The following is a 22,472-nucleotide window of genomic DNA, read 5'->3' as shown; positions in this document are numbered from 1 at the left end:
CCGTCCCCTGGCCGGTGCCGCGCCCGGTGGGCGGTGCCGCGCCCGGTGTCGCGTCCGGTGGGCGGCCCGTCCGTGACGGGGCGGACGTCGGCGGGCATAGTCTCGGTGGGCGATGACGACGACGGCGACGACACCCAGACGACGGACGGGCAGCACGGCGGTCGCCGTGCTGGTGGCCGGGACCTTCTTCATGGAGCTCCTGGACGGCACGATCCTGGCGACCGCCGCCCCGGCCATGGGGCGTGACCTCGGGGTCGACTCCGCCGCGGTGGGCGTCGCGATCACCGCGTACCTCGTGACCCTCGCAGTGTTCATCCCGGTGTCCGGCTGGCTCACCGACCGGATCGGTTCCCGGACCGTCTTCGCCGGGGCCATCGCGCTGTTCACGATCGCGTCCGCCCTGTGCGCGCTGTCCACCGGGCTGGTCGAGCTGACGCTGTGGCGCATCCTGCAGGGCCTCGGCGGAGCGCTCATGGTGCCCGTCGGCCGGCTCGTCGTGCTCCGGAGCGCGGGGCGCGAACAACTCGTCACCGCCATCGCGATCCTGACCTGGCCGGCCCTCGCCGCACCGATCATCGCGCCGTTCATCGGCGGGGTCCTCGTCGAGACGCTGTCGTGGCACTGGATCTTCCTCATCAACATCCCGCTCGGCGTCATCGCCTTCGTCGCCGCCCTGGTGCTCGTGCCGCAGGAGCGTGCTGCGCAGCGGGTGCCGTTCGACTGGTTCGGGTCGCTGCTCGCCTGCTTCGGGCTCGGCTCGCTCGTGGTCATGGCGTCCTTGCTCGCGCTCGACGTCGTGCCGGTCACCGCGGTCGTCGTCTCCGGGGTCCTCGGCGCGGTCTGCTGCTGGCTCGCGATCCGGCACTTCCGCCGGGCTCCGCACCCGATCATGGGGCTCGACGCGTTCCGGCTCGAGACCTTCCGGGTGTCGCACGCCGGCGGCAGCCTGTTCCGCCTGGCGGTGTCCGCGGTGCCGTTCGTGCTCCCGCTGCTGTTCCAGGACGCCTGGGGCTGGAGCGCCGTGCTCGCCGGGTCCGCCGTGCTCTGGGTGTTCGTCGGGAACCTCGGCATCAAGCCGATGACGACCCCGTTCCTGCGCTGGTGGGGCTACCGCCCGGTGATCATCGTGTCGTCGGCCGTCGCCGCGCTGACCGTGGTCGCGATGGCGTTCATGTCCGAGGACACCCCGTTCTGGCTGCTCGCCGTGCTGCTCGTCGTCAGCGGTGCTGCCCGCTCCGTGGGCTTCACGGCGTACAACACGATCGCCTTCGCCGACGTCGAGCAGGCGGACATGACCCCCGCCAACACGCTGTCGTCGACCCTGCAGCAGACCGCCGCGGGCTTCGGTGTGGCCGTCGCCGCCGTGGTCATCCGCGCGGCCTCCGGCCTGGGTGGTGACGGTCCGTACACGGCCGCGTTCTGGGTCATCGCCGCCCTGCTCGTGGTCGCCTGCGTCGAGGGCATCCTGATGAGTCGCACAGCGGGCGACACCGTCCGCCCGGTCCGCCGTGTCCGCGCCTGATCCCGCCGCTGTCCGTTTCCGTCACGGTCACACGGTGGAAACCCGGCAGGCGTTACAGTCTCAGCAACCGTCCGCGGTACCCGAGTACGGTGACCGCGGCAGGGTGACCGGAACACCCGGACAGGAAGGCAGCATGGCCGCGCCAGAGCAGCAGAGCACGATCGCATCAGAGCAGACCGTGCAGCCCACGCAGCTCCGTGTCGTCAGTTACAACCTCCGCGAGCACACCGCGAACAGCGAGCTCGCCGCACTGGCCGAGGCGTCCGACGCCGACGTCCTGTGCGTGCAGGAGTGCGACAGCAACGACCTCGCTCCGTCGATCGGCGGCCTCTCGCTCGCCGCGTCGACCCGCACCAACCGACTCGGGCTCGCGATCTACAAGCGCGACGACCGCTTCGAGGTGCAGGACTTCAGCATCCACTCGCTGCAGAAGTCGCTGCACGACCGGGTCCTCGCACCCGCGCACGAACGGCTCATCGCGATGCACCTGCGCGACACCGAGGCCGACGCCGAGGTCGTCGTCGCGTCGTTCCACGCCTCGCCCCTGACCGCGACGAACTCCCTGCGCCGCAAGCAGATCGAGGCGGCACACCAGTTCCTGCGCGAGCTTGCGAAGGACGTCCCCGCGGTCATGGTCGGCGACTTCAACTACCCGTGGTTCCAGACGAACCTGCGCCGGAAGATCGAGCAGGGTGGGTTCGCGCTGTCGCTTTCCGACCAGCCGACGTACCTGCGCTACCGCAAGTTCACGGGCCACTTCGACTTCGCGACGAGCGTCGGCCTGCACATCGCCGGCGTCGAGACCCTGCCGGCCGGCATCTCCGACCACCGCCCGATCCTGGTCCGTGCCCACTACGAGCACCCCGGCGAGACCGGCGCGGTCACCACCGTCGAGGCTCCCGCCGCCTGACACGCGCCATCGGCCGCTCGTGCCGAGGTCGCACGACATGCCGCGTGCGCATCGCCGGGTGGTCGCGAACTGTCGGTTGCGGAGGTGTCGGGCGACGGTTCGTGTGACCTCGGCGGAGGAGAGCGGGGAGTCGTGACCGCTCGGCAGCGCCTGCCGAGGTCGCACGACATGCCGCGTGCGCGCCGCCGAGTGGTCACGAACTGTCGGTTGCGGGGGCGTCGGGCGACGGTTCGTGCGACCTCGGCGGAGGTGAGCGGGGAGTTCCGACCGCTCGGCAGCGCCTGCCGAGGTCGCACGACATGCCGCGGGTGTGCCGCCGGGTGGCCGCGAACTGTCGGTTGCGGGGGCGTCGGGCGACCGATTGTGCGACCTCGGCGGAGACGAGCGGGGAGTCGTGACCGCTCGGCGGTGCGTGTCGAGGTCGCACGACATGCCGCGTGCGCATCACTGAGTGGTCGCAAACGGTCGGTTGCGGGGGCGCGCAGCGACGGTTCGTGCGACCTCGGCGGAGATGAGCGGGGAGTCGTGACCGCTCGGCGGACGACGCTGGGCGCGCCCGTCGGGGCGGCGACGCACCGGAGGCCCGGTGCCGGTCTCGTGGACCGGCACCGGGCCTCCAGGCGGTTGCCCTCAGAGCCCGCGAGCCCGCGTCAGCGACGCAGCGTCGCCCGCGCCAAGCGGTTGCCGATGAACTGGCCGAGCTGCACGATGACGACGATCGCCGCCACCGAGACGTAGACCACCCACCAGTCGTAGCGCTGCGAGCCGTAGGTGATCGCGTACTCGCCGAGCCCGCCACCACCGATCAGCGCACCCTGTGCGGTCATGTCGACGATGCCGATGTAGATGAACGTGTAGCCGAGGATCAGGGGGCCGAGACCCTCGGGGATGAGCACGGTCAGCAGGATCGAGACCGGGTGCGCGCCCGAGGCCCGAGCCGCCTCGACGACGCCCGGGTCGACCGACAGCAGGTTCTGCTCGACGATCCGGGACACCGCGAACGCCGCGGCCAACGAGATTGCGAAGGTCACCGCGGGGACGCCGATCGTGGTCTGCACGACGACCCGCGACAGCGGCGCGATCGCCGCGAGGAAGATCACGAACGGGATCGGGCGGATCAGGTTCACGAACACGTTGAGCACCGTGTACGCGGTGCGGTTGCCGAGGACGTTGCCCGGCCGGGTCGCGTAGAGCAGCAGGCCGAGCGCGAGGCCGATGACCCCGGCGATGACCAGCGAGATCAGCGACATCACGATGGTGTCGCGGATGGCGGCGAGGAAGACGTCGAACGTGTCGATCACGCTCTGGAACGAGTTGTTGTTCACGCGGCGGCCTCCTCGTCGGTCGTGACGCCGTCGGCGCGGAGTGCGGCGATCGCGCGATCGATGGCGTCGGGCTCGGCGCCGGGCGCGCTCAGTTCGTAGGTGAGCGACCCGATCCGGCGCTCCCGGATCTCGCCGACCCCGCCGTAGACGAGTTCGGCGGTGACCCCGGCGGCGCGGAACGCGGCGTCGATGCGGTTCTGCAGCCCGGCCTCGTCGGTGATCTGCACCGTGACGAGCCGACCCGGGTGCCGGTCCCGCAGGCGCCGGAGCGTCTCGGGGGAGGGCCGGTCGTGCAGCGCGGTGCGGACGAAGCGCTGCGCGGCACCGGTCTTCGGGGCCGAGAACACGTCGTAGACGTCGCCGACCTCGACGACCCGCCCCTGCTCCATCACGGCGACCCGGTCGGCGATCTGCCGGACGGCGTCCATCTCGTGCGTGATGACGATGATGGTGACGCCGAGCTCCCGGTTGACCCGGCGGAGCAGCGCGAGCACCTCGGAGGTGGTCTCCGGGTCGAGGGCACTGGTCGCCTCGTCGGCGAGCAGCAGGTCGGGCGACGCGGCGAGGGCGCGGGCGATGCCGACGCGCTGCTTCTGGCCGCCGGACAGCTGCTCCGGGTAGGCGTGGGCGCGTTCGAGCAGGCCCACGAAGTCGAGCAGCTCGGCGACGCGACGGTTCCGCTCGGCCTTCGGCACACCGGCGACCTTGAGCGGGTACGCGACGTTGCCGGCGATCGTGCGGGACCGGAACAGGTTGAACTGCTGGAAGATCATCCCGATGTTGCGACGCGCCAGACGGCGGTCCCGCTCGGGGATCGCCGTCAGTTCGCGGCCCGCGACGGTCACCGTGCCGGAGCTCGGCAGCTCCAGCGCGTTGACCAGGCGGACCAGGGTGGACTTTCCGGCACCGGAGTACCCGATGACGCCGAGGACCTCTCCCTGGTGCACGTCCAGGGAGACGTCCTCGACGGCCACCACGGTCTCGCCGGTGTCGGCGCGGCGGTAGTGCTTCGAGACGCCGCGGAGTTCGACGAGGACCGGCACTACTGCTTGGCCGCCTTCGCGTCCTGCTCGACCTGGGCGAGCTCGTCCTGCAGCTTCGAGGCGCTCTCGTCGCGGGCGACGGCCTCGGGCAGGTCCTTCGCGAAGGCCTTCTGCACGGCGTCGTCCTGGAACAGCTCGGCCAGCTCGAGGTAGGTCTTGTTGCCCTTGTCCTCGTCGCGGACGGCGAACACGTTCACGTACGGGGCGGCGCTCGCGCTCGAGGGGTCGTCCTGGTAGATCGCGTCCGAGATCGGCAGACCGGCGGCGGTGGCGAAGTTGTTGTTCACGACGGCGGCGGCGACGGAGCCCTGCTGCAGCGCGTTCGCGGTCTGCGAGGCGTCGAGGGGCTGGACGTCGACCTTCTTCGTCTCGATGTCGTCCGCGGTGGAGAACGCCGAGCCGCCGTCCTTCAGGGTGATCAGGTCGGCCGCCTGCAGGATCAGGAGCGCACGGGCCTGGTTGATCGAGTCGTTCGGGATCGCGACCTTCGCGTTCGCGGGCAGCTCGGACGGCTTGTCGTACTTCGTCGCGTAGAGCGGCAGCGGGTACACGGCGGTCGAGCCGATCGGCTGCAGGTCGTCGTTCGAGGTGACGTTGTAGTCCGCCAGGTACTGGATGTGCTGGAACTGGTTGATGTCCAGCTGGCCGTCCTTGAGGGCGGGGTTCGGCAGCGAGTAGTCCGAGAAGTTCGTCAGCTTGACGGTGACGTTGAGCTTGTCCTTCGCGAGCTTCGTGTACGTGCTCCAGTAGCCGAGCGACTTGTCCGAGACACCGATCGTGACGGTCTTCGGGGCGGCGTCACCGGCGGCACCGGCGTCGTTGCTCCCGGAACGGAGGGCTCCGACGACGACGGCGACGACGATCGCCACGACGACGATCGCGGCCGCGACGATCCAGCCGATCGGGCGCTTGCCCTTCGGCTTCTCGGGCAGTGCGGGGGCTGCGGACATGCTGGTGCTCCTCGTGGGCCGTGCGTGTGGGGGCGCCGCGGTGGTCCGCGGCGTGGAGACGAGTGTGACGTGCGGCCCACCCCCGGTGCGAGTTCCGTTCCGTCGTGTTACGCAGCACTCGATCCGTGCCGCCTGCGTCGGAGCACGCGTCCCGACACGACTTGGTTGACTCGGATCGTGCGCAGCATCGAACTCGTCCTCGGCCCGGAGTCGGACGCCGCCGTGCGGTCCGCCTGGCAGGCCCTGATCGACGCCGACCTGCCGAGCCTCGGTCGGCACCCGTCGCCGTCGAACGCCCCGCACGTCACCCTGGCCGCCGGGGACAGGCTGCCCGTGCCGGCCGGGTTCCGCACGTCGGTCCCGACCGCGATCCGGCTCGGCGGGCTGCTGCTCTTCCCCGCGGGTGCCGGTCGGTCGGTGCTCGTGCGCGCGGTGGTCCTCGACGCGGCGCTCACGACCTTCCACGCCGAGGTGCACGCGGTCGCCCCCGGCGGCGTCGAGACGTCGGTGCCCGGGCACTGGTCGCCGCACGTCACGCTGGCCCGTCGGGTGCGCGACGAGGACCTGCCGCGCGCCGTCGCTGCGCTGCGCGCCGTGCCGCTGCCGGAGACGCTCGACGTCGGCGGCGTGCGGCACTGGGACGGCGAGACGCGGACGATCACGCCGCTCGCGTTCACGACCGACTAGCGGGGCACGGCCTGGAGGCCCGGGTCAGGTCCCGAGCACGCGCTCGCCGAACGCGGATGCGAACGTCCGCTCCGGGTCGGCCCGGGCGACGAGGTCGCGGAAGTCCGCCAGCCGCGGGTAGAGCCCGGCGATCGCCGCGTGGTCGAGCGAGCTCATCTTGCCCCAGTGCGGTCGGCCGTCGAAGGCCGCGAGCCGGGCCTCCAGGTCGGGCAGGAGTGCGGCGACCTCGGCCGGGTGCTTCTTCCAGGTGAACGCGATGCAGAGCACGTCCTCGCCCTGGGTCGGGCTGAGCCAGAGGTCGTCCGCCGCCATCGTCCGGAGTTCGCAGACGTGCAGGTGCGGCTGGATCCGGTCGGCGAACCCCCGGAGCGCGTCGAGGGCGGCCGCCGCGTGCCGGAGCGGGACGAAGTGCTCGCTCTGCACCTCGGACCCGTGGCTCGGGACGGACCCGATCGGGAAGTGCGGCAGGCGGTCCCACCACGGGCCGACCGAGCCGTCGCGCGCGGTCCGGTGGTCGTCGCCGGGGGTGCCGGGCAGACGGCGTGCGCCGGCCAGGGTCTCCGGGACCGGCACGTCCTCGGCGCCCTCGGGCACGCGCGACTTCACCAGGACCTCGGTTATCGCGTCGCCGAACACCGTGTAGGCGCACACCGAGTACGCGGTGGCGTGCACCTCGGCGACGTTCGCCGTGAAGGTGTCCCAGGGGATCGCGCCGTAGACGTCCTGACGCATCCGGTAGGACGGTTCGACGTCGAGGGTCACCCGGGTCACGATGCCGAGCAGGCCGAGGTGCAGCACGGCACCGTCGAACGCGGGGTCCGTCCGGTCGATCGTCCGGGCGGAGCCGTCCGGACCGAGCACCTCGAACGCGCGCACCGCGGTGGCGAGCGAGCCCAGTGTCGTGCCGGAACCGTGGGTGCCGGTCGCGACCGCACCCCCGATGGAGATGTGCGGCAGGGAACCCGTGTTGTGCAGGGCGAACCCGGCACGGTCGATGTCGGCCGCGACGTCGCCGTACCGGGTGCCGGCCCCGAGCGTCACGGTGCGGTGCTCGGCGTCGACGACCAGGTCGGTGGGGATGCCGGTCAGGTCGAGCAGGGTGCCCGGGGTGTCGGCGACGTCGTTGAACGAGTGCCGGGTACCGAGGCCGTGCACCCGATCGGCGTCGGCCACGACCTGGGCGGCCTCGTCGATCGACGACGGACGGACGACCCGTTCGGCCGTGTACGTGACCGTGCCGGACCAGTTGAGCTCGCTCGTCGTCGACCGCATGGCGCCCACCCTGCCACGCGGCCCGGAGACGGGCGCGGGCCGGGCGCCGGACCCGTCACGGGTTCGGCGTCCGGCCCGGCTCGTCGGTCGGTGCGCGAGGCTCGTCGGTCAGTGCACGGGCGGGGGCGTCGGCGCGCCCTCCGGCACCTCGGGCCGGCGGACGAACACCGAAGCGAGGATGCCGAACAGCGAGATGATCGCGCCGACCATGAAGGCGGTGCCGACGCCCGACGCGGTGGCCACCTGGACCCCGCGGGCACCGGAGCCCTCGACGGCGGTGGCCGCACCGATCGTCAGCAGCGTGACGAACAGGGCCGTGCCCGCCGCACCGGCGAGCTGCTGCGCCGTGCCGAGCACCGCGCTGCCGTGCGAGTACAGCTTCGGGGGCAGCCCGCCGAGCGCCGCGGTGAACAGCGGCGTGAAGGTCAGGGCCAGGCCGATGCTCAGCACCACGTGCGCACCGAGGACGAACCACACGCTGGTGTCGACGCCCACGGTGGAGAGCGCCCAGAGCACGGCGCTGACGATGATCGATCCGGGGATGAGCAGCACGCGCGGGCCACGGCGGTCGTAGATGCGCCCGACGATGGGGGAAAGCAGGCCCATCAGCAGCCCACCGGGGAGCAGCAGCAGGCCGACCTGCAGGACCTCGAGGCCGAGGACGCGCTCCAGGTAGATCGGCAGCAGGATGAGCGTGCCGAACATCGCCATGAAGCTCAGGCCCATCGCGACGATCGGCACCGTGAAGCCACGGGTGCGGAAGGTGCGCAGGTCGAGCAGGGCGCTGTCGGTGCGCTGCAGGCGGGTCTGCCGGACGATGAACACCGCGAGGGCCACGGCGCCGACGACCAGGGCGGTCACCGGGACGAGCGGACCGGTCGTGCCGGCTTCACCGATGCTGGACAGGCCGTAGACGATGCCACCGAACGCGAAGGCGGAGAGGATGACCGAGACGACGTCGATCGGCGCCTTGCGCGGCGTCGAGACGTTCTGCACCTTGACCATGCCGAGGATGAGCGCCGCGATCGCGATGGGCAGCACGAAGCCGAACAGCCAGCGCCACGAGAACGCGTTGAGGATCAGGCCGGAGATCGTCGGGCCGATGGCCGGAGCGACCGAGATGACGATCGAGATGTTGCCCATGATGCGGCCACGGTGTGCGGGGTCGACGAGGGTCAGGACCGTCGTCATGAGCAGCGGCATCATGATCGCGGTGCCGCTGGCCTGCACGATGCGGCCGACGAGCAGGACGGTGAAGCCCGGCGCGAGCAGGGCGATCAGCGTGCCGACCGAGAACAGGCCCATCGCCCAGACGAACACCGGTCGGGTGTTGAAGCGCTGCAGCAGGAACCCGGTGATCGGGATGACGACCGCCATGGTGAGCAGGAAGCCGGTGGTCAGCCACTGGCCGGTCGCGGCGCTGATGTCCAGGTCGTCCATGAGCCGGGGCAGGGCCACGCCCATGATGGTCTCGTTGAGGATGACGACGAACGCGGAGACGAGCAGCAGCCCGATCACGAGTCGGGTCTCGGCAGCGGACGGCTGCGAGACGCTTCCCGTGCGGGGGGCGGAATCGACGGCCTGGGTCATGCGGGTGCTCCTGGTGGGTCACGACGGGTGGAACGGGTGTGGCGCAGGACGCGCAGACAGGCCAACTCCCTGAGTGGATGCGATTATTCCGCTTCGCTCCGACATCCGCAGGTGAACGATCGGTGCCGAGCACGCCGGTCGTCGGCGCAGCTCCCACGCACGTCCGCTCAGTGCAGGATCGCGAACCCGTCGGCGTCCCCGTGCGGCACCACCGACCGCAGGCTGACGTCCGTCACGGTCGCCGACGGTGGCCCGGTGCGCAGGCACTCGACCAGCGAGTCCACGGCGACCGAGGGTCCCTCTGCCTCGACCTCCACCGTGCCGTCCCAGAGGTTCCTCGCGTAGCCGACGAGGTCGAGCCCGTCCGCCTTCCGAGCGGTCCAGTACCGGAAGCCGACCCCCTGGACCGTCCCCGACACCACGGCATGCACCCTCGTCACCGTTGTCATGTCCTCCACGCTAACCGCGGCGGCACCCCGGGAGTTTTCGGCCCCGTGACGATCTGTTTCCGGCTCGTGACGAGCGCGCCGCGTCGGGAGTGATAGTGTCATCCCAACCCGAACACTTCGAGTCAGATTGACACTATCTCCACCATGGACGAAGCAGGCATCCGCGTCGCGGTCTCCACCGTGATCGTCGCACTGCGCCCGCACCCCGACACCGGCGCCCCGGCGCTGTGGATGCCGCTCGTCCGTCGCGTCGCCGAACCGTTCGAGGGCTCCTGGGCGCTCCCCGGCGGCTGGGTCGGCGACGACGAGGGGCTCGAGGACTCCGCGGCCGCCCGACTGCGCGAGACGACGAACGTCCAGCCGCGCTACCTCGAGCAGCTCTACGCGTTCGGTGACGTCGGACGCTCCCCGAGCCGCGTGGTGTCGATCGTGTACTGGGCACTCGTGCACCCGGACGAGGCGAACGTCGTGCCCGACGACTGGAACGTCCGGTGGTTCCTGGCCGACGAGCACCCGCCGCTCGCCTTCGACCACGACCGCATCGTCGAGTACGCCCTGTGGCGGCTGCGCAACAAGATGTCGTACTCGCGGATCGCGCAGGCGTTCCTCGGTGACCGCTTCACCCTCGCCGAACTCCGCGGCGTGTACGAGGCGGTGCTCGGCCGAGCACTCGACCCCGCGAACTTCCGTCGGCAGGTCGAGAAGACCGACGCGGTCCTGCCGACCGACGAGACCACGAGCGGGGGCCGGCACCGTCCGGCCCGGCTGTACCGCTCGAACCCCGACCTGGCCTACGCGGACAACGGCCCGCTGCAGACCGGGGCCGATCAGCACCAGCAGCGGAACCGATAGGAAGCCCCGTGTCCATCGCCACGACGATCGAACTCATCTCCAACGGCAAGGCCGGCGGCAGCACCTGCACGCCCGACCTCGCGATGCCGACGTGGGACTTCGACTCCCGCCCCGGGTACGGCCCGGGGTCGTCGATGTCCGACGTCATCCCGACGAGCGCTCCGCGCCAGGGCGTCCTGCCCGACGAGTACAAGACGGCTCCGACCGACGAGCTCCACGAGCGCATCGAGCGGGCGAAGGCCACCCTCGGCGACCGGGTCGTCGTCCTCGGGCACTTCTACCAGCGCGACGAGGTCGTCCGGCACGCGGACTTCCTCGGCGACTCGTTCCAGCTCGCGAACGCCGCCCTGACGAAGCCCGACGCCGAGGCGATCGTGTTCTGCGGCGTGCACTTCATGGCCGAGACCGCCGACATCCTGGCGCGCGACGACCAGCGCGTGATCCTGCCGAACCTGGCCGCCGGCTGCTCGATGGCCGACATGGCCGACATCGACAGCGTCGAGGCCGCGTGGGCGGAGCTGACCGCGGTGTACGGCACCGAGCCCGACGCCGACGGCCGCGTGCCCGTGATCCCGGTCACCTACATGAACTCCGCCGCCGACCTCAAGGCCTTCTGCGGTCGCAACGGCGGCATCGTCTGCACCTCGTCGAACGCCGCGACCGTCCTCGAGTGGGCCTTCGAGCGCGGGCAGCGCGTCCTGTTCTTCCCCGACCAGCACCTCGGCCGCAACACCGCGAAGGCGATGGGCATCAGCACCGACCTGATGCCGATGTGGAACCCCCGGAAGCCCCTCGGCGGCAACGAGACGAGCGACCTCGAAGCGGCGAAGGTCATCCTCTGGCACGGCTTCTGCTCGGTGCACCGCCGCTTCACCGTCGACCAGATCGACCAGGCCCGCCGCGAGTACCCGGGCGTGCAGGTCATCGTGCACCCGGAGTGCCCGATGGCCGTCGTCGACGCCGCCGACCACGCCGGCAGCACCGACCTGATCCGGAAGACCGTCGCCGCGGCCACCGAGCCGACGACGTTCGCGATCGGCACCGAGATCAACATGGTGAACCGGCTCGCCGCCGAGTACCCGCAACACACGATCTTCTGCCTCGACCCAGTCGTCTGCCCCTGCTCGACGATGTACCGGATCCACCCGGGCTACCTCGCCTGGGTGCTCGAAGCCCTCGTCCGCGGCGAGGTCCTCAACGAGATCGTCGTCCCCGCCGAGGTGCAGGCCGACGCCAAGGTCGCGCTCGAGCGCATGCTCGCCGCCAAGCCGCGCGGCTGACACACGAGTCCGAGCGAACGAGGGAGACCACCGTGCACGTCGTCATCGTCGGCTCCGGCATCGCCGGGCTGACCGCAGCGATCCGCGCCAGTGCCCTGCACGACGTCACCCTGGTGACGAAGGGGGCGCTCGCCGACAGCGCCACCGCGTACGCCCAGGGCGGCATCGCGGTGGCGCTCGGTGCCGACGACTCCGCGGCACTGCACCAGGCCGACACCCACGTCGCCGCGGCGGGCAGCGCCGACGCCCGGGCCGTCGAGGTCCTGTGCACCGACGGTCCGGCCCGCGTCCGCGACCTGCTCGCCCTCGGGGTGCCCTTCGACCGGTCGTCGGACCCGGCGACCCTCGACCGGTACGGCGACGACCTCGCCCGCGGTCGTGAGGCCGCGCACGGCCGGTGGCGCGTCGTGCACGCCGACGGCGACGCGACCGGAGCCGCCATCGAACGCACCCTCATCGCGGCACTGCACCGACGGCACGTCACGATCCTCGAGCGCACGAGCCTGACCGACCTCGTCGTCCGCGGCGGCGTGGTCGTCGGCGTCGACGTCCTCGACCTGCTCGGGGAACCCCGCCGGCTCGACGCGGACGCCGTCGTCATCGCGTCCGGGGGAGCCGGACACCTGTACCGCGAGACGACGAACCCCCTGGTCGCCACCGGCGACGGGGTCGCCGCCGCCTGGCGCGCCGGTGCCGTCCTCGCGGACCTGGAGTTCGTCCAGTTCCACCCGACACGGCTGGCCGTCCCCGGAGGCGGCCTGGTGTCCGAAGCCGTCCGCGGTGAGGGCGCCGTCCTCCGCGACGCCGCAGGGCGCCGCTTCATGACCGACGTGCACCCGGACGCCGAACTCGCCCCGCGTGACGTCGTCGCCCGAGGGATCGCCGCCGCGGTGCGCGACCAGGGCGGCGCACCCGTGCTCCTCGACGCCACCGGCCTCGACGCCGGGTTCCTGGTCACGCGGTTCCCCGGACTCACCCGGGCCACCCGCGCCGCCGGGTTCGACTGGACCCGCGAGGGCGTCCCGGTCGCACCGGCCGCGCACTACTCGATGGGCGGCATCGCCACCGACGCCGAGGGCCGCACCAGCCTGCCCGGACTCCTCGCCGTCGGTGAAGCCGCCTGCACCGGCGTCCACGGCGCCAACCGGCTCGCCTCGAACTCCCTGGTCGAGGGACTCGTCTTCGCGGTCCGCGCAGCGGACGCGGTCGCCGCACCGCGACCCGGCCTGCTCCGCCTGCGCGGGGACGCCGGTCTCCACGTCACCAGCGTGCCCCGAGCGGCCGACGCGATCCGTTCCTCCCGTCCGACCCTGCCTGGAGGCGCGACCCACCTCGACGACGTCGGTGCCGTCCGGCAGGCGGTCCAGTCCGTCATGACGGACCGTGTCGGGCTGCTCCGTGACGCCGTCGGGCTGGCCAGCGCGCGCCGCGACCTCGACGCGCTGACCGCGCCGACCGGCGGCGGCGTGCGCGAGCACGAGGACCGTGCGCTGCTCGACCTGGCCCGACTCGTCGCGCTCGCCGCCGAGGCCCGCACCGAGTCCCGCGGGGCACACGCCCGCACCGACCACCCCGACACCGACCCCACCGCCCCGGCCTCGTACGCCTGGGTCGCCGACCCCACCGACGCACACCCCGACGAGCACACGGACGAACGCGCCGACGGCTCCGCAGCCGTCCCGCAGGAGGTACCCGCATGACCACCGACCCCGGCACCATCCCGCCGCACGCGCTCCGTCGCGTGATCGAGACCGCGCTCGAGGAGGACGCGCCCTGGGGCGACGTCACCAGCGAGACCCTGATCCCCGCGGAGGCGACCGCAACCGCGACCCTCGGCGCACGCGAGCCCGGCGTGCTGAGCGGCGGGGCGGTGTTCGTCGCCGTGATGCACGCCGTCGACCCGGCGATCCACGCCGTCGTGCACGTCACCGACGGCACGCACTTCGCGGCGGGCGACGTCCTCGCGACCGTGACCGGGTCGGCGCGCGCCGTGCTGCGGGCCGAGCGGGTCGCCCTCAACCTGGTGCAGCGGATGTCGGGCATCGCGACGACCACCGCGGCGCACGTCGCGGCCGCCGCGGGCACCTCGGCGCGGATCGTCGACACCCGGAAGACGACGCCCGGCCTCCGAGCACTCGAGCGGTACGCGGTCCGGTGCGGCGGCGGGCACAACCACCGCACCTCGCTGTCCGACGCCGTGCTCGCCAAGGACAACCACCTGGCGGTGCTCCTGGCCGGCGGGATCGGCATCGGCGACGCGATCGCCCAGGCCCGCCAGCGGCTCGGGCACACCGTGCACGTGGAGGTCGAGGTGGACCGCATCGACCAGATCGAACCCGTCGTCGCGGCCGGGGTCGACACGATCATGCTCGACAACTTCACCCCGGACGAACTCGTGACCGGGGTCGGCATCGTCGCCGGACGCGCGCTCGTCGAGGCCTCGGGAGGCGTGTCGCTCGACACCGTCGCGGCGATCGCAGCGACCGGCGTCGACGTCATCTCGGTCGGGGCGCTGACCCACTCGGCGCGGGCGCTCGACCTCGGACTCGACATCGACGTCGCGGTGCCGGTCCGGGACTGACCGTGTTCTACCTGGACCGCGCCGCCACCACCCCGGTCCGCCGCGAGGTGCTCGAGGCGATGTGGCCCTACCTGACGGGGGTGTTCGGCAACCCCTCGTCGACGCACGGGGTCGGGGACGAGGCCGCGCGGGGACTCACCGCTGCACGGTCCGCCGTCGCCGGGGTGCTCGGGTGCCGGCCCGCCGAGGTCGTCTTCACCACCGGCGGCACCGAGGGGGCGAACACCGCGATCAAGGGGATCGCCCTCGCCGCGCCCCGCGGTCGGCACGTCGTCACGAGCGCCATCGAGCACGAGGCCGTGCTGGAGAGCTGCGCGTACCTCGCCCGCTTCCACGACTTCGACGTCACCGTGCTGCCCGTCGGCCCGGACGGCCGCGTCGACCCGGCGGTGCTGCGCGCGGCACTCCGCTCGGACACCACGCTCGTCTCGATCGCGCACGCCGACAACGAGATCGGCACCGTGCAGGACGTCCCCGCGCTCGCGGCGGTGGCGCACGAGGTCGGGGCGCGGATCCACACCGACGCCGTGCAGTCCGCGCCCTGGCTGCCGATCGGTCTCGGGGTGCTGGGCGTCGACGCGCTGTCGTTGTCCGGGCACAAGCTCGGCGCCCCGAAGGGCACCGGCGTGCTCGCCGTGCGCGCCGGTGTCCCGCTCGAGCCGCTGCTGCACGGCGGGGGACAGGAACGGGGGCGGCGGTCTGGTACCGAGGACGTGGCCGGTGCCGTGGCGGTGGCGACCGCCCTCGGGCTGGCGGCGGAGACGGTGCGGTCGGGGGAGGGCACGGCGACCACCGTGCGCGACGCGGTGCTCGACGGCGTGCTCGCCGCGGTCCCCGGCGCGTTCGTCACCGGGTCGCGGGAGCACCGACTGCCCGGGCACGCGTCGTTCTGCTTCCCGGGCGTCAACGGCGAGACCGTCCTGCTCGAGCTCGAGCAGCGCGACGTGGTGTCGTCGTCGGGCAGCGCCTGTGCCGCGGGCAGCACCGAGGCCTCCCACGTGCTCACGGCGCTCGGGATCCCCGAGGACGTGGCCCGCACCGCGCTCCGCCTGACGTTCGACGCGGCCCTGACCGCCGACGACGTCCCGGTCGTCGTCGGGGCCGTGGCAGATGCCGTGGCGACCGTCCGCGCCCTCGGCTGAGGTGTACTAGACGTTCTACTCCATCTCTGGGTACGTGTCCCCCCTTCTGCGGACAACCGATCTGCGTCAGAGTGTCGTCATGGCAAACGCGATGATGACCCGGACACGACGGGACGACCGCTTCCGCGCGGTGCAGCTCCTGCCGGCGCCGGCCACCCTCGTCGCGCTCGCCCTGGCAGCGCAGCACGACCTCGGCACGGCCCCGCTCGGGATCATCGCCGTGGTCGGAGCGCTCGCGACCGCCGGGAGTGCCCTGCTCCCGATGGTCCGGCCAGCCGCCGCCCACCGGTCGATGCCCGCACCGACCGAGACGGACCGGTACCGAGAGGACACCGAACACCCTTGAGGTCCACCACCGTGCGGTTCCCCTGAACCGAGCCGCGCGGTGGACCCAGACCGGATGTCGACCCCCTGATCGACGTCCGGCGCGGGGCGCGACGTTCCCCCTGTCGTCGTGTCCCGCCGTACACCGCGATCCCGCCGTGGGTCGACGTCCGCACCCCTGAGCGGCGTCGGTTCCCCTGCAGCCCACGGCGGGATCCGGTTCCCCGGTAGCGTCGTCGCATGCCCTCGTACCGCGCGACCCTGGCGATCGGTGCCCTCGCACCCGGCACCGCCCCGGACGCCGTCCTGCCCGCCGCGGCCGCCCTCGTGCGCGAACACGCCGTGGTCGAGGCCGAGGACGTCCGGCTGCTCCGTGGCGTCCCCTGTGCCGTCGTGCGCTTCGAGGCCGAGGACGACCGTGCCGCCGCGGCCGTCCGCGATGCCGCAGTCGACGGGCTGCGGGACGTGGTCGAGATCCGCTCCGACGTCGTCACCCGGCGCGAGGGCGGTCGCTGGATCCCGGTCGCCTGACAGCCGGGCGGTCGCCTGACAGCCGGGCGGTCGCCTGACGGTCAGGCGCTGTGCGTCGCCGGTTCGGGTGTCCCCGGCCAGACGTAGTCCAGGTCGTCCGGTACGTCCGGGAACAGCTCCCGGTAGTGCTCCGGCGCCTTCTGCACGAGCTTCGAGCGGTGCGAGACGTGCAGGGCCTCGTCGTCGTTCCACGGCGGGATGGGCACGTCGCCGCGCTCGTACGCCGCCAGGTCCTCCGGCACGCGGCCCAGGTCGAGCAGGGTCTTCTCGAGACACGTGTCGGCGTACCCGCGCTCGGCCCAGACGCGGCACGTGGCCTCCTGGTACGCCATCAGCGCCGGACGGTAGCCGCGCCACATCGCCGTCACCGGGTGGTGCTGCCAGCCGTAGTCGGGGAGCGTCAGCGCGCGCATCACCTGCAGGGTCTCGACCCGCTGCTTGCCGAGCCGCCGGTCGTCGAGGACCTCGGCGGATGCCCGGAAGTCGGCGTACGGCAGGAAGGTCTGCATGGCGCGGACGCTACCCCGACCGACTGGCACCCGACACATGTCGTCACGAACGTGCCGCCCGCCCCGGCAGCGTGTGAGCATCGACCGCATGAGCGGAGAACTGGTCGTCGGCGTCAGTGGCAGCCCATCGGACCCCTCGCGGACCTCGACCCTGGTCGCGGCGACGGTGGCCCGGTTGGCCGAGGAGATCGACGGCGCTCGGACCGAGACGATCGAGATCGGCCCGCTGCTCGCCGACCTCGGAGCGGCGTCGGGTCGCGAGACGACGTCCGACCGCACCCGTCGGGCCCTCGAGACGGTGGAGGCCGCGGACGTGCTCGTCGTCGGCAGCCCGGCCTTCCGTGCGGCCTACTCCGGCGCCTTCAAGCTCTTCTTCGACTGGGTCGGGCAGTACGACCTCGTCGACACCCCGGTGCTCCTGACCGCCACCGGCGGCAGCGACCGGCACGCCCTGCTCGTCGAGCACCAGATGCGCCCGCTGTTCGGGTTCTTCCAGTCCACGACCCTGCCGCTCGGGGTGTTCGGCAACGAGCGCGACTTCACCAAGCGCGAGGGTGGCTACGACATCGCGAGCGTCGACCTGGAGCTCCGCATCGACCAGGCCGTGCGCCGGGCCGTGCCGCTCATCCGCGGCGGCTTCGCCACCGCCGGCCTGACCGACGTGCGGCGCCCCGCCGAGTTCTGATCAGCGTGCGCGCGCCCGGCTCTTCCGGGCGTCCCCGGTGCTTCCGGGCGTCCCTGGTCGAAAGTTCTCACCAGGTATGCCCGGAACCACCCGGCATCGCGCGTGCCGTGGGAAGGAACGGGCGCGACCCAGCGTGACCAGCAGGCGGACTGGAGGCCCGTGGCGACGCCGCCACGGGCCTCCCGCGCGACTGTGGCTCAGCCGAGCAGGGACGCGACGTGCGCGACCGCCAGGCGGTAGCCGTCGGCGCCCGCGCCGGCGATGACCGCCGTCGCGGCGGTGGCGACGTGGTCGACGTGGCGGAACGGCTCGCGCTTCCACGTGTTCGACAGGTGCACCTCGACGACGGGGACCCACAGGGCCTCCACCGCGTCGTGCAGCGCGACCGAGGTGTGCGCGTAGGCGGCGGGGTTGATGACGACCGCGGCGAAGTCGTCGAGGGCCTCGTGCAGCCACTCGACGAGCTCGCCCTCGCGGTTCGTCTGGCGGAAGTCGGCCTCGAGCCCGTGCACGGCCGCCTCGGTGTGCACGATCGCCTCGATCTCGGCGAGCGTCACGGTGCCGTACTGCTCCGGGTCGCGGCGCCCGAGGATGTCGAGGTTCGGGCCGTTGAGGACGAGGATGCGCGACGCGTCGGTCATGGGCCGAGCGTAGCGAACCGGGGGAGCGCCGCGCGGCTCGGACGATGCATGCGCTGGCTATGTGAACGGTCACAAATCGGTGTAACGTCTCCGTCCGGGTCGGCAGAGTTGTCGACTGCAACACACTGACGTGGAGATGTGAATGGTTCTCGCTGCAGCGAACGAAGGGATCCGGCTCGACTTGGGCTGGGTCGACTACCTGATGATCATCGTGTACTTCGCGGTCGTCATCGGGATCGGGTTCACCGCCCGCAAGCAGGTCCGGACGAGCATGGACTTCTTCCTGTCCGGGCGCTCGATGCCGGCGTGGATCACGGGCCTGGCGTTCGTGTCCGCGAACCTCGGCGCCACCGAGATCCTCGGCATGGCGGCGAACGGTGCCCAGATCGGCATGGCCACCCTGCACTACTACCTCGTCGGCGCCGTGCCCGCGATGGTGTTCCTCGGCCTCGTGATGATGCCGTTCTACTACGGCTCGAAGGTCCGCTCCGTGCCGGAGTTCATGCTGCGCCGCTTCGGCAAGGCGCCGCACCTGGTGAACGCGATCGCGTTCGCGGTGTCGAACGTGCTCATCGCGGGCATCAACCTGTACGCGATGGCCATCGTCATCGAAGCCATGCTCGGCTGGCCGGAGTGGCTGGCGATCATCGTCTCCGCCGGCTTCGTGCTCGTCTACATCACCCTCGGCGGGCTCTCGAGCGCGATCTACAACGAGGTCATGCAGTTCTTCGTGATCATCGCCGGGCTCATCCCGCTGACGATCGTCGGTCTGCACCGCGTCGGCGGCTGGGACGGTCTGTCGAAGGCCATCACCGAGACCCAGGGCGTGCAGCACTTGCAGGCCTGGGCCGGCACCGGCTTCGGTGACGTCACCAACCCGATCGGCGCCAACTGGCTCGCCATCGTGCTCGGCCTGGGCTTCGTGCTCGGGTTCGGCTACTGGACCACGAACTTCACCGAGGTGCAGCGCGCGTTCTCGGCGAAGAACATGTCCGCGGCCCGCCGCACCCCGCTCATCGCCGCGATCCCGAAGCTCTTCATCCCGGCCATCGTCGTCATCCCCGGCCTCATCGCCGCGGCAGTGGTGGGCAACCAGTTCGCCGACGGCACGCTGACCTACAACGACGCGATCCCGAAGCTCATCCAGATGTACCTGCCGACCGGTGTGCTCGGCATCGCGGTGACCGGCCTGCTGGCGTCGTTCATGGCGGGCATGGCGGCGAACGTCTCGTCGTTCAACACCGTCTTCACCTACGACATCTGGCAGCGCTACATCCGCCCGAACATGCCCGACCTGCACTACCTGAAGACCGGCCGCTGGGTCACCGTCGTCGGCGTCGTGGTCGGCATCGCGACCGCGTTCATCGCGGCCCAGGCGTCGAACATCATGACGTACATGCAGACGCTGTTCTCGTTCTTCAACGCACCGCTGTTCGCCGTGTTCATCCTCGGCCTGCTGTGGAAGCGCATGACGACGCAGGGTGCGCTCTGGGGCTACGTCCTCGGCATCGTGACCCCGACGATCACCTGGATCGCCTACCTGGTCAACCCGGACCTGTTCGCCACCGCGACCGCGGAGACCCTGTACGGAGCGATCATCTCGTTCGTCACCGTGCTGGTCGTCGGCTTCGTCGTCTCGATGCTCACCAAGCCGAAGGACGAGAAGGAGCTCGGTGGACTCGTCTACGGCGTGGGCAAGATCGACCTGCACGGCGACTCGGTCGCGACGGACACCGCCTGGTACCGCTCGCCCGCCCTGCTCGGCACCGTCGCGCTCGTCCTGTGCGTCGTCCTCTACCTCCCGTTCCTCTGATCCGCGAAGGAGACCACTTCTCATGAGTGACACCACCACCCCCGGCGCGATGACCGAGGAGCAGAAGGCAGCCCTCGTCCGTTCCACCCGCCGACTCGACCTGCGCCGCATCCTCGGCGGCCTGTTCGTGCTCTACGGCGTGATCACGACCATCGTCGGGATCGTGCACTGGAACACCGACCCCGAGAAGACCGGCGGGATCCACATCAACCTGTGGGTCGGGATCTCGCTGCTCGTCGGCGGCGGCCTGTTCTTCCTCTGGGACCGCCTGAACCCGGTACCCGCCGAGGACATCATCAGCCAGGCCGAGGCCGAGTCGCACCAGCGTGCCGCGGGCGAGGGGCGCGAGCTGGCCTGAGGCCATCTGGGTCGGGCGTCCCCGGCCTGACGCGGAACGACGAAGTCGCTGTCGGACGACAGCGACTTCGTCGTTTCCGGCCGCGGCGGCCGGCGCCTTGACCGGGGCCGAGCGTTGCGGGTAGCATTGATATGTCGATCGGGTGCTGCTCGGTCGAAAGTGAGCCCCGGAGCATCCTGCAGCCAGCGCGGGACCGGGGTTTTGCGCTGTCCGGACCGTCACTCGGCCCGCACGACCTCCAATCGCACGTGCTCGCTCTCGGCGCCGTGCACGTGCATCCCGCAGGCGATGTCGGCGAGTGACAACAGCGGCTCCACGCCGCCTCGGACGTGTTCGTACTGCAACTCTGCGCCGAGGCCCCGACCGCGGAGCGACTCCATCATCGAAGCATCACTCGCGTCGCGTGACGGCCCGCGCGACTCGAAGACCACGCGACTGACTCCTCGCTGATCGAGCTCCCAAGCAAGGCGCTCCAGGCACCGCCTGCGACGGCGTTCCGTCCGGGCCGGATGACCGGCGTAACGGACGACGACGATGGCGACGGCATGCCGCAGGAGGTCGAGCCATGAGAGTCGCTGTTCTCCGAGTGCCTCGTACCAGTGCAGCTTCCGCATCCGCCGAGGGGTCGCCCGTCGAACCGCCTCGCGGGCTTCGTCCTCGCCGTTGATCCGCATGATCACCGCAGCGAGGACGTACGCGGTGTGGTCTCGTCCACCACCGGGTTCTGACTCGTCCACGTACGCCCGCATCCGGCCAGCATGTTGTGTACCGGTTGGTTCCCCCACGAAACGGTTGCGCGCTGGTCCGGGTGGGTCCAGGTTGAGCGTGACGAAAGGAACCGCCATGGACACGATGGTCTTCATCAACCTGCCCGTCACGGACCTCGAGCGCTCGAAGGCGTTCTACGAGGCACTCGGGTACTCGATCAACCCGGCCTTCAGCGACGACACCGCGGCGTGCGTGGTGGTGTCCGACACGATCTCCGTGATGATCCTGACGACGGCGAAGTTCGCCGAGTTCACCGACAAGACGATCGCCGACACCGACACGATCGAGGTCATCAACTCGCTCAGCGCCCCGTCGAAGGAGGACGTCCACCGCATCGTCGACGCCGCGGTCGCTGCCGGCGGCACCGAGGACCGCCCGGAGATGGACCTCGGCTTCATGTACCAGCGGAGCTTCACCGATCCGGACGGACACCGCTGGGAGTACGTGTGGATGGACGAGCAGGCGACGCAGGACGGCCCGCCCGCCGAGTGAGTGATCGGCTGTCGGCGGCGCCCGCCAGGATGGTCGCATGAGCACCGAGCCCGTCGACGCCCCGCCCGTGCCCGACCTCGTCACCGGCGACGACGGCCTCGCCCGGCCGGTCTGGGCGTCGTCGGACGAGCTCCTACGCGACTACTACGACACCGAGTGGGGCATGCCCGTCCATGACGAACGCGGGGTGTTCGAGCGGCTCTCGCTCGAGGCGTTCCAGTCCGGTCTGTCGTGGCGCACGATCCTCGCCAAACGACCGGCGTTCCGGGCCGCCTTCGCCGACTTCGACGCCGACACCGTTGCAGCCTTCGGTGAGGACGACGTCGCACGGCTCATGGCCGACGCCGGGATCGTCCGGAACCGCGCGAAGATCCTCGCGACGATCACCAACGCGAACGCCACGATCGCCCTGCGGCAGGACGGCGGGCTCGCCGACTTCGTGTGGTCGTTCCGGCCGGCGACCACGCCCGAGCCTCGGTCCTCCGCGGAGGTCCCGACGAAGTCCGACGAGTCCCTCGCCCTGTCGAAGGCGCTGCGGAAGCGCGGCTTCGCCTTCGTCGGACCGACCACGATGTACGCCCTGATGGAAGCGCTCGGCATCGTCGACACCCACCTGATGGGCAGCCACCGGCGCGGGACCTCCGGCGTCTGGAGCTGACGGGCAAGCCCAGCCAAGCTGAGCCCCGCCCACGGACACGAGCAGGCCCGAGAACGAGAACGAGAACGAGAACGCCGGGACTATGGTCAC

The 22,472-nt window shown here is 71.4% G+C and carries 24 protein-coding genes; 15 read left to right on the top strand and 9 right to left on the bottom strand.

All coding sequences use genetic code 11. The features are described from left to right. The first annotated feature begins 112 nt into the window (after positions 1–112). Positions 113–1,522 carry an MFS transporter gene (locus DEI96_RS12960; protein ID WP_111022194.1) on the top strand — a complete coding sequence of 470 codons (1,410 nt, stop codon included), beginning with the start codon at positions 113–115 and terminating at the stop codon, positions 1,520–1,522. 133 nt (positions 1,523–1,655) lie between these two features. Further along, positions 1,656–2,432: an endonuclease/exonuclease/phosphatase family protein gene (locus DEI96_RS12955; protein WP_071405095.1), complete on the top strand. Its 777-nt coding sequence runs from the start codon at positions 1,656–1,658 to the stop codon at positions 2,430–2,432. Positions 2,433–3,082: 650 nt separating this feature from the next. Here DEI96_RS12955 and DEI96_RS12950 read toward each other — a convergent pair. The 3 genes from DEI96_RS12950 to DEI96_RS12940 are packed head-to-tail and all read right to left on the bottom strand — an operon-like array spanning position 3,083 to position 5,750. Next, positions 3,083–3,757: a methionine ABC transporter permease gene (locus DEI96_RS12950; protein WP_017888525.1), complete on the bottom strand. Its 675-nt coding sequence runs from the start codon at positions 3,755–3,757 to the stop codon at positions 3,083–3,085. Then, entirely contained in the window at positions 3,754–4,800 is a 1,047-nt protein-coding gene (locus DEI96_RS12945; protein ID WP_111022195.1) for a methionine ABC transporter ATP-binding protein, read from the bottom strand. The genes DEI96_RS12950 and DEI96_RS12945 overlap by 4 nt, the downstream gene beginning before the upstream one ends. Continuing rightward, positions 4,800–5,750 carry a MetQ/NlpA family ABC transporter substrate-binding protein gene (locus tag DEI96_RS12940; protein ID WP_111022196.1) on the bottom strand — a complete coding sequence of 317 codons (951 nt, stop codon included), beginning with the start codon at positions 5,748–5,750 and terminating at the stop codon, positions 4,800–4,802. Before DEI96_RS12940 ends, DEI96_RS12945 begins: the two co-directional genes overlap by 1 nt. Positions 5,751–5,927: 177 nt before the next feature. Here DEI96_RS12940 and DEI96_RS12935 point away from each other — a divergent pair, with 177 nt between their 5' ends. Beyond that, positions 5,928–6,437 carry a 2'-5' RNA ligase family protein gene (locus DEI96_RS12935; protein WP_258372677.1) on the top strand — a complete coding sequence of 170 codons (510 nt, stop codon included), beginning with the start codon at positions 5,928–5,930 and terminating at the stop codon, positions 6,435–6,437. A 24-nt stretch (positions 6,438–6,461) separates the two neighbouring features. Here DEI96_RS12935 and DEI96_RS12930 read toward each other — a convergent pair whose 3' ends face one another. The 3 genes from DEI96_RS12930 to DEI96_RS12920 all read right to left on the bottom strand — a co-directional run bounded on the left by DEI96_RS12930 (position 6,462) and on the right by DEI96_RS12920 (position 9,748). Then, the gene (locus DEI96_RS12930) at positions 6,462–7,709 is read right to left on the bottom strand and encodes a D-arabinono-1,4-lactone oxidase (RefSeq protein ID WP_111022198.1); all 1,248 of its coding nucleotides are present in this window, start codon (positions 7,707–7,709) and stop codon (positions 6,462–6,464) included. A 108-nt stretch (positions 7,710–7,817) separates the two neighbouring features. Further along, the gene (locus DEI96_RS12925) at positions 7,818–9,299 is read right to left on the bottom strand and encodes an MDR family MFS transporter (RefSeq protein WP_110863444.1); all 1,482 of its coding nucleotides are present in this window, start codon (positions 9,297–9,299) and stop codon (positions 7,818–7,820) included. A 167-nt stretch (positions 9,300–9,466) separates the two neighbouring features. Further along, complete coding sequence (locus DEI96_RS12920; RefSeq protein ID WP_071247546.1) at positions 9,467–9,748, bottom strand: acylphosphatase; 282 nt, start codon at positions 9,746–9,748, stop codon at positions 9,467–9,469. A gap of 144 nt (positions 9,749–9,892) precedes the next feature. Here DEI96_RS12920 and DEI96_RS12915 point away from each other — a divergent pair, with 144 nt between their 5' ends. The 7 genes from DEI96_RS12915 (at position 9,893) to DEI96_RS12885 (ending at position 16,458) form a co-directional block, all read left to right on the top strand. Further along, the gene (locus DEI96_RS12915) at positions 9,893–10,600 is read left to right on the top strand and encodes an NUDIX hydrolase (protein WP_035808830.1); all 708 of its coding nucleotides are present in this window, start codon (positions 9,893–9,895) and stop codon (positions 10,598–10,600) included. 8 nt (positions 10,601–10,608) lie between these two features. Then, on the top strand, positions 10,609–11,880 hold the full coding sequence (gene nadA / locus DEI96_RS12910; RefSeq protein WP_111022199.1) for a quinolinate synthase NadA: 1,272 nt from the start codon (positions 10,609–10,611) through the stop codon (positions 11,878–11,880). A gap of 32 nt (positions 11,881–11,912) precedes the next feature. Continuing rightward, positions 11,913–13,580 (top strand): L-aspartate oxidase, encoded by a 1,668-nt coding sequence (gene nadB, locus DEI96_RS12905; RefSeq protein ID WP_111022200.1) that lies wholly within the window; start codon positions 11,913–11,915, stop codon positions 13,578–13,580. Further along, positions 13,577–14,461 (top strand): carboxylating nicotinate-nucleotide diphosphorylase, encoded by an 885-nt coding sequence (gene nadC / locus DEI96_RS12900; RefSeq protein WP_111022201.1) that lies wholly within the window; start codon positions 13,577–13,579, stop codon positions 14,459–14,461. Before nadB ends, nadC begins: the two co-directional genes overlap by 4 nt. 2 nt (positions 14,462–14,463) lie before the next feature. Then, positions 14,464–15,603, top strand: coding sequence for a cysteine desulfurase family protein (locus tag DEI96_RS12895; protein WP_111022202.1), 1,140 nt, complete (start codon positions 14,464–14,466; stop codon positions 15,601–15,603). 79 nt (positions 15,604–15,682) lie between these two features. Beyond that, positions 15,683–15,949 carry a hypothetical protein gene (locus DEI96_RS12890; RefSeq protein ID WP_111233264.1) on the top strand — a complete coding sequence of 89 codons (267 nt, stop codon included), beginning with the start codon at positions 15,683–15,685 and terminating at the stop codon, positions 15,947–15,949. A gap of 218 nt (positions 15,950–16,167) precedes the next feature. Next, a complete protein-coding gene (locus DEI96_RS12885) occupies positions 16,168–16,458 on the top strand; it encodes a hypothetical protein (RefSeq protein WP_110863438.1) in 291 nt (96 codons plus the stop codon). Positions 16,459–16,499: 41 nt separating this feature from the next. Here DEI96_RS12885 and DEI96_RS12880 read toward each other — a convergent pair whose 3' ends face one another. Continuing rightward, positions 16,500–16,967, bottom strand: coding sequence for an MSMEG_6728 family protein (locus tag DEI96_RS12880; protein WP_111022203.1), 468 nt, complete (start codon positions 16,965–16,967; stop codon positions 16,500–16,502). An 88-nt stretch (positions 16,968–17,055) separates the two neighbouring features. Here DEI96_RS12880 and DEI96_RS12875 point away from each other — a divergent pair, with 88 nt between their 5' ends. Then, positions 17,056–17,652 carry an NAD(P)H-dependent oxidoreductase gene (locus DEI96_RS12875; protein WP_111022356.1) on the top strand — a complete coding sequence of 199 codons (597 nt, stop codon included), beginning with the start codon at positions 17,056–17,058 and terminating at the stop codon, positions 17,650–17,652. A 197-nt stretch (positions 17,653–17,849) separates the two neighbouring features. Here the strand turns inward: DEI96_RS12875 and aroQ are convergent, their stop codons facing one another. Next, positions 17,850–18,293 carry a type II 3-dehydroquinate dehydratase gene (gene aroQ / locus DEI96_RS12870; protein ID WP_027466301.1) on the bottom strand — a complete coding sequence of 148 codons (444 nt, stop codon included), beginning with the start codon at positions 18,291–18,293 and terminating at the stop codon, positions 17,850–17,852. Positions 18,294–18,435: 142 nt separating this feature from the next. On the opposite strand from aroQ, the gene DEI96_RS12865 reads away from it, so the two are divergent. Together DEI96_RS12865 and DEI96_RS12860 are read left to right on the top strand one after the other, a co-directional pair. Next, complete coding sequence (locus DEI96_RS12865) at positions 18,436–20,106, top strand: sodium:solute symporter family protein (RefSeq protein WP_071405106.1); 1,671 nt, start codon at positions 18,436–18,438, stop codon at positions 20,104–20,106. A gap of 22 nt (positions 20,107–20,128) precedes the next feature. Further along, a complete protein-coding gene (locus DEI96_RS12860; protein WP_111022204.1) occupies positions 20,129–20,464 on the top strand; it encodes a hypothetical protein in 336 nt (111 codons plus the stop codon). Between the two features lie 218 nt (positions 20,465–20,682). Here the strand turns inward: DEI96_RS12860 and DEI96_RS12855 are convergent, their stop codons facing one another. Then, positions 20,683–21,327 (bottom strand): hypothetical protein, encoded by a 645-nt coding sequence (locus DEI96_RS12855; protein ID WP_284183606.1) that lies wholly within the window; start codon positions 21,325–21,327, stop codon positions 20,683–20,685. Between DEI96_RS12855 and DEI96_RS12850 the strand changes: the two genes are divergently transcribed. Both DEI96_RS12850 and DEI96_RS12845 read left to right on the top strand, forming a co-directional pair. Then, a complete protein-coding gene (locus tag DEI96_RS12850) occupies positions 21,308–21,724 on the top strand; it encodes a VOC family protein (protein ID WP_111022206.1) in 417 nt (138 codons plus the stop codon). The genes DEI96_RS12855 and DEI96_RS12850 overlap by 20 nt on opposite strands. 37 nt (positions 21,725–21,761) lie before the next feature. Continuing rightward, positions 21,762–22,382 carry a DNA-3-methyladenine glycosylase I gene (locus tag DEI96_RS12845; protein ID WP_111022207.1) on the top strand — a complete coding sequence of 207 codons (621 nt, stop codon included), beginning with the start codon at positions 21,762–21,764 and terminating at the stop codon, positions 22,380–22,382. Positions 22,383–22,472 lie beyond the last annotated feature (90 nt).

This window comes from Curtobacterium sp. MCLR17_031 (genome assembly GCF_003234775.2).
In the GTDB taxonomy this organism is placed as follows: domain Bacteria; phylum Actinomycetota; class Actinomycetes; order Actinomycetales; family Microbacteriaceae; genus Curtobacterium; species Curtobacterium flaccumfaciens.
This window is presented reverse-complemented; position numbering and strand designations above follow the sequence as displayed.